We start from the raw sequence: 12,441 nt of genomic DNA, 5'->3' as shown, positions 1-12,441 counted from the left end.
CGTGCACAAGGGTGCAGGCTCCGCTCGTCACCCCACAACCCGACCGCAGCGCAACACCCTTCAGCCGGCTGCGCTCGTCACCCCGCGTTACTCGGACCCCAGGGAGCATTCCCATGGCTGCTCAGACCGCATCGATCGTCCTTGAGCCCGAAGCACAGGACATCGCCGACGCGACCTCGCAACACCCGTTCCTGTACGAGCTGCAACCCGCCGCGGCGCGCAAGGTCCTCGACGACCTCCAGGCCGCACCGGTCGACAAGCTGCCCGTCGACGAGGAGTGGGTCACCGTTCCCGCCGCAGTGGGAGACGTACGGGTCCGCATCGTCACACCGCAGGGGACCACGGGAACGCTGCCCGTCGTGCTGTACATGCACGGCGGTGGCTGGGTACTCGGCAATGCCGGCACGCACGACCGCCTGGTGCGCGAGTTGGCGGTCGGCGCCCGTGCGGCGGTGGCATTCGTGGAGTACACACCGTCGCCCGAGGCCCACTACCCCGTGGCCATCGAGCAGGGTTACGCCACCGCGCAGTGGATCGTCCAGGAGGGTGCGTCCAAGGGGCTGGACGCACAGCGCATGGCAGTGGCCGGGGAATCGGTCGGCGGAAACATGACGGCCGCACTCGCCCTCATGGCCAAGGAACGCGGAGACGTCACGTTCGTACAGCAGTCGATGTACTACCCCGTCACGGACGCGGCCATGAACACCGATTCCTACGACCAGTTCGCCACTGGCTACTACCTGAGCCGCAGGCTGATGGAGTGGTTCTGGGACGCGTACACGACCGACCCGGACCAGCGCGCGGAGATCACCGCGTCCCCCAACCGCGCCGCCATCGGCCAACTCACCGGTCTGCCGCCCGCCCTGCTGATCGTCGACGAGGCCGACGTGCTCCGCGACGAGGGCGAGGCCTACGCGGCCAAGCTCCGAGCAGCCGGTGTACCGGTGACCACCGTGCGCTACGACGGCACGGTCCACGACTTCATGATGCTCAACTCGCTGAGCCGTTCCAAAGCCGCTCGCGGAGCCATTGACCAGGCCACGGCGTTCCTCCGCAACGCCCTCGGAACAGCCCAGGTCTCGTAGGCGAGCCCGGGGCCGGTATCCCGGCCGCGTCGGTTCGGTTTCCGGGGTGGCGGATGCGTTCCACGGCCCCGGGCCGCGCTCCGCAACCGGGTTCGCCATGGAAGAGTGGACCGGCCGCCCGTCGCTGCCGCCGACGTACCTGCTCAACGACTACCTCGCCGCCTGCCTGGGCGCTGCCGCCGTCGCCACGGCCCTGCGTCGACGTGCGACAGAGGGCGGCTCCTGGCGGATCCGCGTGACCCTGGCCGGAGTTGTCACTGGGTGCAGGAACTCGGGCTGCTGGCACGGGAGGACGCACTCGGCCTTCCCCTGCCCGGGCGCACCCCCCAGACCGAGCCCAGCGACGGGACCGCGGCCGGGCCCGAGGGGGTCCGGCACGGGTGGTCAACTCTCCTGTCTGGCCGGATGATTTCGCGGTCCGTGACGCGGCACGGGATCGCCCGCGTGCAGCCCGTGGGAATGCCCGCCTGACCTGTAGGAACAGGCCGATCTCGGGCGATGGGGAGTCGGCGCGCCCAGGCCGCGTATCCGGTTTGCGAGCCGCTGTGAAGGGGCCGATCCTGAAGGAGAGGTATGCCAACGATCGTGTGGACCGAGCGCGAGGGCTGCGGCGCTTGCGGCCGCCGGAGCCGGAGCCTGAGCAGGAAGCGGGTTCCAGATGAGGCTTGTCGTCGATCTCAACCGGTGCCAGGGCTTCGCGCAGTGCGTCTTCCTCGCCCCGGACGTGTTCGCCCTGCACGGCGAGGAAGCGCTGTTGTTCTCCCCGCGCTTCGACGAGGAGCAACGCGACCGGGTGGAGAAGGCCGCGGCGGCCTGCCCGGTGCAGGCCATCCTCGTCGACTACTCCGACGAGCCGACGCGGGGCGTGCCGGGGGGTGTGGAGCCCCATGTCGACTGATACGGAGATCGAGAGGCTGCGCCAGGGGCGCATCGTCGTCGTCGGCGCCTCGCTGGCGGGTCTGCGTGCGGCGGAGACCCTGCGTGATCAGGGGTTCACCGGATCTCTGACCATGATCGGCGACGAGCCGTACGAACCCTACGACCGGCCGCCGCTGTCCAAGCAGGCGCTGCTCGGACGGGCGCGGCCCGAGGACACCGCGCTGCCGCGGCGGCGCGACGTCGACGCCGCCTGGCGCCTGGGCGTCGCCGCCGAGGGACTGGACCGGGACGCCAAAGAGGTACGCCTGGCGAACGGCGACACCGTTTCCTACGACCGCCTGCTGATCGCCACCGGGACCCGGGCCAGACCCTGGATCCACCCTGAAGAGGCCGCGCTGGACGGGGTGTTCGTGCTCCGCACCCGCGACGACTCAACCCATCTGCACCGCAAGCTGACCTCCGGGGTCTCCCGGGTGCTGGTGATCGGCGCCGGTTTCACGGGCTCCGAAGTCGCCTCCGCCTGCCGGGAGTTGGGCCTTGAGGTCACGGTTGCCGAACGCGGCCCGGCACCCCTGGTCGGCGCGCTCGGCGGGGTGATCGGCGCGGCAGCGGACCGACTGCAACGGAGCAAGGGCGTCGATCTGCGCTGCGGGGTCAGCGTCACCGCCCTGGAGGGCGACTACGGGGGACGGCTCAGGCGCGCCCATCTGTCCGACGGCACGGCGATCGACGCGGAGGTCGCGGTCATCTCGCTCGGCGCCGTCCGGAACACGGAGTGGCTCGCCGGCTCGGGAGTGGCCGCGGGGCCCCGGGGCGTCGCGTGCGACGCCGGGTGCCGGGTGTTCGACGTCAACGGCATCGTCACCGACGACGTCTACGCCGCCGGTGACGTCGCCCGCAGCCCGCACCCGTTGTTCGACTACCAGTTCCTGTCGCTGGAGCACTGGGGCAACGCGGTCGAACAGGCAGAGATCGCCGCCCACAACATGATCTGTGCGGGGACCAAGCGCATTCCGCACCTGTGGGTGCCGATGTTCTGGTCCTCCCAGTTCGGCATCAACATCAAGTCCGTGGGTGTGCCCCCGCTGGGCGACCAACTGGTCGTCACCCAGGGGTCGCTCACCGAGGAGCGGTTCGTGGCCGTGTACGGCTACCGCGGCCGGGTCATCGCCGCGGCGACCTTCGACGGAGCCAAGTGGCTGGGGTTCTACCAGGAGCAGATCGCCGCCGGCGCACCGTTCCCACCGGAGTACCGCACGGTCGACCGTCGCACCGAGACGTTGCAGCCGGTCGACCCGGACTTCCCCGACCCCCACCTGCCCACGCACGGGCCCACCGTCACGCTGTCGGGCCACTCACCGAGCGAGCGGCGCGTGCGGTTCGTTCCGTCGCGTGCCTGACCACCGGCCCTGTGCCGCCCGGAGCCCCCAGGAGACACCATGACGCTCGGCACCCTCCCCGCGCAGATCACCGACTACGCCAACCGAGCCGATCCGTACCCGCTCTACGCGGAACTGCGCAGGACCCCGGTCAGGCGGGAAGACGACGGAACATACCTGGTCAGCACCTACTACGAGGTGCGGAGCCTGGCCAACGACCCACGGCTGAGCAACGACACCAGTCACCGCTCGCCCGGCTACGCCCGCATCGGGCAACCGAACGAGGACACCGGTCTGCCGCCCAGCTTCATCTTCACCGACCCACCCCTGCACGACCGGCTGCGCGACACCATCAACCGGCCGTTCGGTCCCCCGCACAGCCCCAGGTTCCTCGACGACCTGCGCGGAGACCTGGCCAAGGTCGTCACCGAACTGCTCGACGCCTTCGAGGGCAAGGACGAGGTGGACATCGTCGAGGACTTCTCCTACCCCCTGCCCGTCACCGCCATCTGCAAGGTCCTCGGCGTGCCGCGCGAGGACGAACCGCGCTTCCACGGCTGGGCCGACGCCCTGGCGTCGTCACTCGACCCCCAAGCCGGCGAGGACGGCCTGGAGAAGGCCCAGCGGGCACGCCAGGAGTTGGGCAGCTACCTGACCGACCTGATCGAGACCAAACGCCGCCACCCCGGCCCCGGGATGCTCAGTGCGCTCGCCCCCGAGATGACCCCGGCGGACCTGGAGGCCACCGCGGTGCTGCTCCTGGTCGCCGGCCACGAGACCACCGTCAACGCGATCACCAACACGACCCTGGCCCTGCTGCGCCACCCCGACGTCCTCGCACGGTTCCAGAGGGAACCGGCTCTGGCCGTCCCGCTCATCGAGGAAGTGCTGCGGTACGAGCCCCCGGTCCAGTTCGTGCCGTGGACCACCGCACTGGCCGACATCGACGTCGCCGACACCACGATCCCCGAGGGCTCGCCGGTCTGGCTCATGCTGGCCGCGGCCAACCGCGACCCGAAACGCTTCCCGGACCCCGACCGGTTCGATCCCGACCGCAAGGACAACGAACACCTGGGTTTCTACACCGGCATCCACTACTGCTTCGGCGCCCCGCTCGCCCGTATGGAACTCCATGTGGCCGTGCCCGAACTGTTCCGCCGGGTGACGTTCTCCAGGCTGCTGGAGGACCCGCCGCCCTACCGCGCCAACGCGGTGCTGCGCGGCCCCCGTCACCTCCCCGTGGCGATCGAGGGCCTCACGGCCTGAGCGCGGGAGGGCCGCGATGGTGACGAGCCGTGCTGGTCCCTCCGAGGCACCGGCCAGCGCCGGCCCGGAACCCTTCTACTTCACCAAGTTCCTCGTGGACTTTCGGCGCACAGGGACTCGGGCGCGAACGGCCCACCCAAAAGGCCGCAAAGTGCACCAGTTCCCTGGACCACCCGACGTCTAGGCTCTGCGGCATGACGAAACAGGCGTCACCGGTGCGGTGCCGCACACAGCGTCCCGCCCCCTCCCCCGCGAGGAACCATTCATGCGAGCCATCACCCTCCACGACCGCGACGCCGGAATCCGTGGTCTGACCCTCACCGACCTGCCGCATCCGCACGCGGCCGAGAACGACGTGATCGTGCGCGTGCACGCCGCCGGGTTCACCCCCGGTGAGCTGGACTGGCCCGGCACCTGGACCGACCGGTCCGGCCGGGACCGCACACCCAGCGTGCCTGGCCACGACCTGTCCGGCGTCGTGGCGGAACTGGGCTACGGCACCACCGGGTTGAGCATCGGCCAACGCGTCTTCGGCCTCGCCGACTGGACGCGCAACGGCTCGCTCGCCCAGTACGTCGCCGTCGAGGCCCGCAACCTCGCCCCGCTGCCAGCCGACATCGACCACGTCACGGCCGCGGCCCTGCCCGTCTCCGGACTCACCGCCTGGCAGGGCCTGTTCGATCACGCCCACCTGACCACCGGCCAGACCGCACTGGTCCACGGCGCCGCGGGCGGCGTCGGCTCCCTCGCCGTCCAACTGGCCCGCGAAGCCGGCGCCCGCGTGATCGGCACCGGCCGCGCGGACGACCGTACGACCGCTCTCGACCTCGGCGCGGACACCTTCGTCGACCTGCAAGCCGAACGCCTCGAAGACATCGGCGACGTCGACGTCGTCTTCGACGTCATCGGCGGCGACGTCCTCGACCGGTCCACCGCCCTGCTCCGTCCCGGCGGCACGCTCGTCACCATCGCCCGCCCCGTCACCGTCCACCCCGAGGACGGACGCGCGATCTTCTTCGTCGTCGAACCCGACCGCACCCGCCTCGCCGACCTCGCCGCCCGCGTACGCGAAGGACGCCTCAAGCCGATCATCGGCGCCGTCCGTCCCCTGGCAGAGGCCGTCGACGTCTTCGCCCCCGACAAGCGCACCCCCGGCAAGACGATCATCCGCGTCGCAGACCACCAGTAGTCCCGAAGACCCGTACAACCCACGCCGAGCGAGGAACCGTGACCGAGCACAGCCGTGTCAACATCGGCAAGCAGCACCCGGCCAGTTACCAGGCCCTGCTCGCCCTGTCGACCACCGCCGAGGGCAGTGCGGCCGCCGCCGGCCTGGACCCGCTCCTGGTCGAGCTGGTCAAGATCCGCCTCGTCAAGGGCGGCGGTCGCCGTGGACGCTAATGGTTCCTGCGCGGGGGAGGTCGGCGTGGGCAGGCTCGATGAGGCCCACGACCACCTGATGCGCTACTGGCACTGGGCGCTCCCCACCGGCCTGCCGCAACGCCTGGCCCAGGCCGTCATCGAGGGCGCGGTGCCCACACCGCCGGCCACGCCCGCAGCGGCGGCCACGACGACGGCCCGGCGTTCCGCGCACATCTACGCACCCAGTTCCGCCACGGAACGCGCCCCGACTCGTTCCCGCTGCGGTACTGGCGACACGCCCTCAGCGCCATCGGCGGCACCCCACCCCGCTCCACCACCCCCGGCCAGGGACACCTCGCCGCACCCGCTCATCACCCTGCACCAACAAGTCACCGGCCCCCTACTGACCCCGGACCGAACGAACTGATCCACAACTCTTGACGATTGCTCACTCCGGAACACCCGGAAGAACCACCCCACACCACCAAGCGCCCAGGGACCCGGCAGACCGCAGACCGGTCAGCTCGGGCCCCGAACGGCTCGACGACCAAGGCCGGCTCGGTGCCCGTCGGTGACGTCTCATCGGGAGATGGTGATACTGGCCTCGGCGATCGACGGGCTGGCTGTGAGCACGTCGATGATCTGCTGCTGAGAGGTTCGCGTGCGGTTGTCCATGGCGGCTCGGGCCGCGACCGGATCGCGGTCGCGCACCGCTTCCCAGACCGCGCGTCGTTGATGCGCGGCCGATGTCGAGAACGGCAGCGATCCCAAGGTGATCCGCAGAACTCGTTCCAGCTCGTCGAAGACCTGGATCACCGACCGGGCCAGCCGGTCGTTGCCGCAGTTGTCGGCGATGATCGCATCGAACTCCAGAGTGGCGCGGAGGAACGCCTCGATGCTCTCCGCATCGCCTGGCTCGTAGGACTGGCCGAGCAGTTCCTCCATGCGGGCGAGATCGTCCTGCGGGCAGCCGCGCTCTGCCGCGAGGGCAGCGGCCTCCGTCTCCAGAAGCCGGCGGAAGGCGCACAGATCGCGTGCCCCTTTCAAGGTCACAGGCAGGATCCGGTATCCCGAGCGGGGAAGCACATCGACCAGTCCATCGCGTTGCAGCCGGGTCAGAGCTTCTCGCACCGGCATGGTGCCGGCGTCGGTCAACCGTGTCAGATCCGTCTTGGTGACATGGGCGCCGGGCGCCAGGTCGAGCTCGATGATCCGCCGCTTGATCGCGAGATATGCGCGCTCGGTGGCGCTCAGGCCGGGATGGTCCGTGCTGAGGATGGCGGGCAGATACTTCACGCATCCATCCTAGGACTTGATATCCCAGTCAGAAGTTCTCGGATCTTAGTGGTTGATGTAGGCGCTGGGGTCCGGATTCGCCTGGCCCCTCTGTCAGCCTTTTCCTCGTCGGACCTCGCGGGGGCCCACTCGAACCCGTCGGCCTGAGGGTGTCGAAATGGGGGCCAGGGCAAACGATCAGTTCGCCGTTGCCGTCAGCTGCATCACGAAGGTGTCTGCGACCTGCGCAACCCACTCCGGATCCTCAAGCGGCGGGTAATGCCCGATGTCGGGCACCCTCAGCAGCTGCGCCGCCGAGCCCATCTCGGCGACCGTGTCATCGACCAACTCGTCCTGCACGAAGAAATCGTCGGTGCCCTGCACGAGCAGGACCGGGCACCGCACGTCACCGAGTCGGCCGCGCAGATCGTGCGAAGCCCACGCCTGACCGTCGAACTGACCGGCCTGCTGGGAGGTGCTGCGCTGAAGCCACCTCAGCTCGGTTTCCTGCTCGACCGTCAGCTTCTTGCTCGCCGAGGTCACCGCCGCATACTCAAGGTGATCCGTCCAGCCGGCATCGGACGCGCTCGTCCGACCTGCCAGCAACGCGGCGGCCTCGGCCGACAGCGGTGTCCACGATGCCGCTTGCATCGCGATGACACCTCGATAGCCCTCTCCGTGGTGAGCGGCAAGGTCCAGCGCCGTCAGGCCCCCGACCGAGGCACCGAGCACGAAGGGCGAGACTCCAGGCAGCACCGTGCGCACGAAGGCGTGCACGAACTCGGCGTGGTCGTGAATGGAACTCCCTGGCTGCCACTGCGCCGGGTAGGAACGGCAGTGCCCGGGAAGATCGGGCGCGATCGCGCGATATCCGCGTTCAGCGAGCAACGGCAGAAGGCGCCGGTAGATCCGAGAGTCCGTGGCCCCCGGGTGGATGCACACGATCGGGACACCTTCGCCGGCCTCGTCGAAGTAGGTGCGTGCACCGTTGACCGCGACATAGCGACCCGTGATCGGTTCGAAGATCGTCATCGCTCAACTCCTTGCTGATCGCGTACAGAGATTTCTTCAGCCCATGACAGAGACTCCCTGTCAGCATTAAGACATGTGAGATCTCTAAATCGCAAACTGAGATCTCACCATCACTGGCTCGGCGATGGGGAGTCACTCCCGTTGGGTTGCCTGATCGCTGGATCTTCGTCAGTGGCGCGTGTAGGGGGCCACGAGCGTCGCCGAGGCGAAGGCTCGCCGCTTGATCTCCCGCAGGGTCTGGGCAGGTGGCGTGCTGCCGTCGAAGGAGGCGGGCATCGGTTCGCGGAGTGCGTACAGCGTCAGCTCGTACCTGTGGGTGCTGCCGTGGGGTGGGCATGGCCCGTCGTAGGTGGCCTCCCCGAAGTCGTTGAGTGCCTCACGGGCGCCTGGGAGAAGGTGGTGGGCGCTGATTCCGTGGGCACTCGGGGGGATTCCGAGTTGGAGCCAGTGAACCTTGTGGACATCGAGGTCGACCATGGTCAGGGCGAGTTCCCCTGTTCCGGTCGGTACGTTCGCGAAGTTCAGACCTGGCGAGTAATCCCTTGGATCGTCGCAGGTCATGAGCGACGTGAACGCCCCGGTGCGGTCGAATCCCTGTCCCCGGGTGAGGGTGAGGGGGCCGGTGGGCGCAGTGGTGGTGCGCGTGGTGGCCGTGGAGGACGTGCGGGTGTTGGGGGCCGGTTCTGACGTGCCGGAGCAGGAAGCGCAGGCCAGCAGTGCCGCCGTGGCCGCGACGGTCGCCAGGGGTGGGTGTCCTCGCATGCGGCCCACTGTAGAGAGGCGGGTGCGCAAGATCCGTCATCCACGCTGGTCCGCCCCGGCGGTGTACGTGTGGCGGTCCCCGAGCCACGGCGGGGACCGGCCTCACTCGACTCCTTGCGGTGGGTGCTGCTGCCCCGCGTCGCGGATGGCGCGGGCGGCGTTGATGAGTCCGATGTGGCTGAAGGCTTGGGGATAGTTGCCGAGGGCTTCTCCCGTGGCGGGGTCCGCCTCCTCGGCAAGCAGGCCGACGTCGTTGGCGTGCGCGAGTGCGGCCTGGAACACCTGCCGTGCCCGGATGACATGGCCGGTCAGGGCGAGGGCGTGGGCGAACCAGAAGGTGCAGAGCAGGAAGACTCCTTCCGCTTCGTCGATCTCGTCGCCGAGGTAGCGGCGGACAAGCCCGTTGCGGTCGGTGAGCTGGGTCGCGACGGCGAGCACGGTGGACTGGACGCGAGGGTCCTGCGGAGGCAGGAAGCCGACGATGGGCAGCATCAGCGCCGAGGCGTCCAGTTCGTCGCTGTCGAACGCCTGGGTGAAGGCGCCCGTACGCGGGCTCCAGCCGCGCTCTTCGATGGCTTGGCGGACGTTGTCCCGCTCGTGGCGCCAGTGGGGCACGCGTTCGTGGGCCTGGAGGGCGGAGGCCATGGAGATGGCGCGGTCCAGGGCGACCCAGCACATCAGTTTCGAGTGCAGGAAGTGCCTGCTTGGTCCGCGCCGCTCCCAGATGCCCTGGTCGGGCTCGGTCCAGCGACGGGCGGCGGTGTCGGCCGCCTGGACCAGGAAGGCGCGGGTGGGCGGGTCCAGGCGCTCCCCGGGTGGCAGGCACTCGTGGGCGGCGTCGAGGAGTTCGCCGTAGACGTCGAGTTGGCGTTGGCGCCAGGCGTCGTTGCCGATCCGAACGGGGCCGCTGTTGCGCCAGCCGGTGAGGTGCGGCAGGAGCCGTTCGCTCAGATCACGTTCGCCGCCGATGCCATACATGATCTGCAGGTCGACGCCGCGGTCGAGTTGGGTTGCCGCGGCCCGGGCGAGGAAGTCGAAGAACCGGTTCTTCTCCTTCTCGCAGGCGGCTGTGGCGAGCGCTTGCAGGGTGAAGCTCGCGTCGCGGACCCAGGTGTAGCGGTAGTCCCAGTTGCGCACCCCGCCCGCCTTCTCGGGCAGGGAGGTGGTGGCCGCGGCGACGATGGCCCCAGTGGGAGCGAAGGTCAGGGCGCGCAGCACGCGTCCGCTGTGACCCACCTCGTCCTGCCAGGGGCCGACGTAGCCGCGGTGGAGCTTCGACCAGGAGCGCCAGCCTTCGACGGTGTCGGCCATGCGGTGCCGGATCCGCCCCGGCCGCCAGCCCACCGACTGCCGTTCCCACGCCGGCACGACGTGGAGGGCGAATCCGAGGCGGTGCCCGGCCGAGAGCGGGATTCGGCCGTGCGCTGTGGAGCCGCTCGCCCGCAGGTCGACGGGGCTCGACAGCAGCAGAACGTGGGCGCCCCCGTACGCCGCGAGCCCGCCCCGGACGGCTGACAGGAGGGGGTGGACGAGTCCGAACTCCGGGCGCGGCGCGTAGGCGATCTCGACGTCCACCCGCCCTTCGGTGCAGGTGATCTGCCGCAGGAGCGTTCCGGGAGACGCGGTGCCGAGCGCGTGTCCGCGTTCGCGCCGTCCCAGGGCGAGGGCGTCCCGCAGGACCGCCGTGCCCCCGGGCGTGCGGAAGACCGTCTCCAGAACGAGGGTGTCCTTGAGGTATCGGCGGCTGGTGTCGACCGGGCCGGCAGGGCAGATGGACCAGTGGCCGGCGTCCTCGTCGAGGAGCCGGGCGAAGATCGCCGGACTGTCGAACCGGGGCAGGCACAGCCAGTCCACCGAGCCGTCGGAGGTCACCAGCGCGGCCGAGCGGCAGTCGGACAGCAGGGCGTGGTCACCGATCGGCCGCGTACTCATGCGTCGCAGTCCGTCCACCGTGGGCCGGACGAGTCCCGGCCGGGACGAGGTGGGCAGTTGCCTGGGCCGCAGGTCTCCCCAGGTGCCTGACGGGTGCGATGGATGCCAGCCTCCCTGAACAGCCGATTCGTCTCCAGGCAATCAGCCCGATCGACGCATCGCACCTGCCGGTTGCCGACAGTTGCCCCGACCGGGTGGCACGGCCGGGTGCTGCCGCGCCCCGCGCTGGGCGGTCGGTCGGCATCCGTCGTGTCTCCCCGCTGCCGCGTGGCGCGGCGGCCCGGCTTCATCAGCGAGGTCCCGAGGTCGAGTCCCGGCGGCCGAGGACGAGGAAGCGTCTGGGGCCGTATCTCCACTGGTCGGTGACGCTGAGGGCAAGGCCCTCGGCGATCCTGTGGAGCGCTGGTGCTCCCAGACGTGCCCAGGGAAACGGCGGGCCCTCGCGGCCATGGAGGTCCTCGAACCGGGCGGTGCAGCGCTCCTCGACCTCGTCGGGGTCGACCTCGACGAGGAGGAGCCCCGTCGGGGCGGTGAGTTGGATACAGCGGGCCAGCAGGGCGCGCGGGTCGCCGCCGATGCCGATGTTGCCGTCGATGAGCAGGACGGTCTGCCAGCCTCCCTCGGCCGGCAGCCGGTCGAACACCGATCGGCACAGAGCGATTCCGCCGCGGGCGATGGCATGGGCCGCCGCGCGGGGGGTGACGTCGACGCCGAGCGCGAAGACTCCGCGGCTCAGGAGCGCCCTGCACAGCCGGCCCGGTCCGCAGCCGACGTCGAGAACGGGGCCGACGCAGCGGCCGAGCACCGATTCGTCGGCCTCGGTGGGACGCGCGTACCAGCGATGCACCGGCATCCGGATCCGGCACCCGTCCGCCAGCCGCAGGTACACCGGTCCGCGGCCGGCCCGAAGGGCGAGCGCGTAAGGGTCTCCGTTGGCGCAGGGCGAGTCGTCCTCGTCGGTCGTCACGGTGCAGCGTCGCGACCCGGTGCAGGTCGTTCCTCGTCGGCGCGGGCGGCCCGCCGGACGCGGCGGAGCTTGACGGCGAAGGCCACGGCGGAGGCGGCGAAGAGCACGGCGGTGATGGCCAGCCACCGGCCGAGGTAGACGTCCATGGACAACCGGGTGGCACCCGGGTAGGGGGTCGACAAGGCAAAGATGAGGGGGAACCAGACGAGCAGGAGCACACCGGAGAGAAAGCCGGGCACGCGCAGGTAGTTGATCCACGGTGGTTGTGGCATGCGGGTGGCGCGATGCCGCAGGACAGCGTGTGCCGACAGGTCGGCGAGCGAGTACAGGGGCAGCAGGACCAGGTCGTGGAGGATCGCCGCGCCGACGAACCAGATCGCCACCTCAAGTGGGCGGACGGCGAACAGGCGCACCATGGCGTAGCCGGTGATGGCGAACGAGGCGATCAGGACGAGAAGGTGGAGGGGGCTGGAGCCGTACCAGCGGACGAAGCGCGCCATGG

13 protein-coding genes are annotated in these 12,441 nt (G+C 70.1%); 7 read left to right on the top strand and 6 right to left on the bottom strand.

Translation table 11 applies throughout. From position 1 onward, the window contains the following. Positions 1-113: 113 nt before the first annotated feature. The 7 genes from ACJ6WD_RS17600 (at position 114) to ACJ6WD_RS17570 (ending at position 6,398) form a co-directional block, all read left to right on the top strand. Positions 114-1,085 (top strand): alpha/beta hydrolase, encoded by a 972-nt coding sequence (locus ACJ6WD_RS17600; protein ID WP_376552962.1) that lies wholly within the window; start codon positions 114-116, stop codon positions 1,083-1,085. A gap of 658 nt (positions 1,086-1,743) precedes the next feature. Continuing rightward, positions 1,744-1,983, top strand: a complete 240-nt coding sequence (locus ACJ6WD_RS17595) for a ferredoxin (protein WP_233660057.1) — start codon at positions 1,744-1,746, stop codon at positions 1,981-1,983. Further along, positions 1,973-3,364: an NAD(P)/FAD-dependent oxidoreductase gene (locus ACJ6WD_RS17590; RefSeq protein ID WP_376552959.1), complete on the top strand. Its 1,392-nt coding sequence runs from the start codon at positions 1,973-1,975 to the stop codon at positions 3,362-3,364. The genes ACJ6WD_RS17595 and ACJ6WD_RS17590 overlap by 11 nt, the downstream gene beginning before the upstream one ends. A 39-nt stretch (positions 3,365-3,403) precedes the next feature. Next, positions 3,404-4,609 carry a cytochrome P450 gene (locus ACJ6WD_RS17585; RefSeq protein ID WP_233660055.1) on the top strand — a complete coding sequence of 402 codons (1,206 nt, stop codon included), beginning with the start codon at positions 3,404-3,406 and terminating at the stop codon, positions 4,607-4,609. A 265-nt stretch (positions 4,610-4,874) separates the two neighbouring features. Next, a complete protein-coding gene (locus ACJ6WD_RS17580) occupies positions 4,875-5,798 on the top strand; it encodes an NADP-dependent oxidoreductase (protein ID WP_407616127.1) in 924 nt (307 codons plus the stop codon). A 38-nt stretch (positions 5,799-5,836) separates the two neighbouring features. After that, on the top strand, positions 5,837-6,010 hold the full coding sequence (locus tag ACJ6WD_RS17575) for a hypothetical protein (RefSeq protein WP_407616126.1): 174 nt from the start codon (positions 5,837-5,839) through the stop codon (positions 6,008-6,010). Between the two features lie 25 nt (positions 6,011-6,035). After that, positions 6,036-6,398 (top strand): hypothetical protein, encoded by a 363-nt coding sequence (locus ACJ6WD_RS17570; RefSeq protein WP_233660052.1) that lies wholly within the window; start codon positions 6,036-6,038, stop codon positions 6,396-6,398. A gap of 152 nt (positions 6,399-6,550) precedes the next feature. On the opposite strand, the gene ACJ6WD_RS17565 is transcribed toward ACJ6WD_RS17570, so the two are convergent. From ACJ6WD_RS17565 to ACJ6WD_RS17540, 6 genes are all read right to left on the bottom strand, one after another. After that, a complete protein-coding gene (locus tag ACJ6WD_RS17565) occupies positions 6,551-7,267 on the bottom strand; it encodes a GntR family transcriptional regulator (RefSeq protein ID WP_407616125.1) in 717 nt (238 codons plus the stop codon). A gap of 177 nt (positions 7,268-7,444) precedes the next feature. Beyond that, positions 7,445-8,278, bottom strand: coding sequence for an alpha/beta hydrolase (locus tag ACJ6WD_RS17560; RefSeq protein ID WP_331247018.1), 834 nt, complete (start codon positions 8,276-8,278; stop codon positions 7,445-7,447). 168 nt (positions 8,279-8,446) lie between these two features. Next, positions 8,447-9,040 carry a YbhB/YbcL family Raf kinase inhibitor-like protein gene (locus ACJ6WD_RS17555; RefSeq protein ID WP_407616124.1) on the bottom strand — a complete coding sequence of 198 codons (594 nt, stop codon included), beginning with the start codon at positions 9,038-9,040 and terminating at the stop codon, positions 8,447-8,449. 102 nt (positions 9,041-9,142) lie between these two features. Further along, positions 9,143-10,972 (bottom strand): glycoside hydrolase family 15 protein, encoded by a 1,830-nt coding sequence (locus ACJ6WD_RS17550; RefSeq protein ID WP_407616123.1) that lies wholly within the window; start codon positions 10,970-10,972, stop codon positions 9,143-9,145. 289 nt (positions 10,973-11,261) lie between these two features. After that, positions 11,262-11,939 (bottom strand): methyltransferase domain-containing protein, encoded by a 678-nt coding sequence (locus ACJ6WD_RS17545; RefSeq protein WP_331247015.1) that lies wholly within the window; start codon positions 11,937-11,939, stop codon positions 11,262-11,264. After that, on the bottom strand, positions 11,936-12,439 hold the full coding sequence (locus tag ACJ6WD_RS17540; RefSeq protein ID WP_233660046.1) for a hypothetical protein: 504 nt from the start codon (positions 12,437-12,439) through the stop codon (positions 11,936-11,938). Before ACJ6WD_RS17540 ends, ACJ6WD_RS17545 begins: the two co-directional genes overlap by 4 nt. Positions 12,440-12,441: the final 2 nt, after the last annotated feature.

Origin of the sequence: Streptomyces sp. VTCC 41912, assembly GCF_045799175.1 — a bacterium.
Lineage (GTDB): Bacteria > Actinomycetota > Actinomycetes > Streptomycetales > Streptomycetaceae > Streptomyces > Streptomyces albulus_C.
The sequence above is the reverse complement of the archived record's forward strand: the minus strand, read 5'-3'. Positions and strand labels throughout refer to the sequence as shown.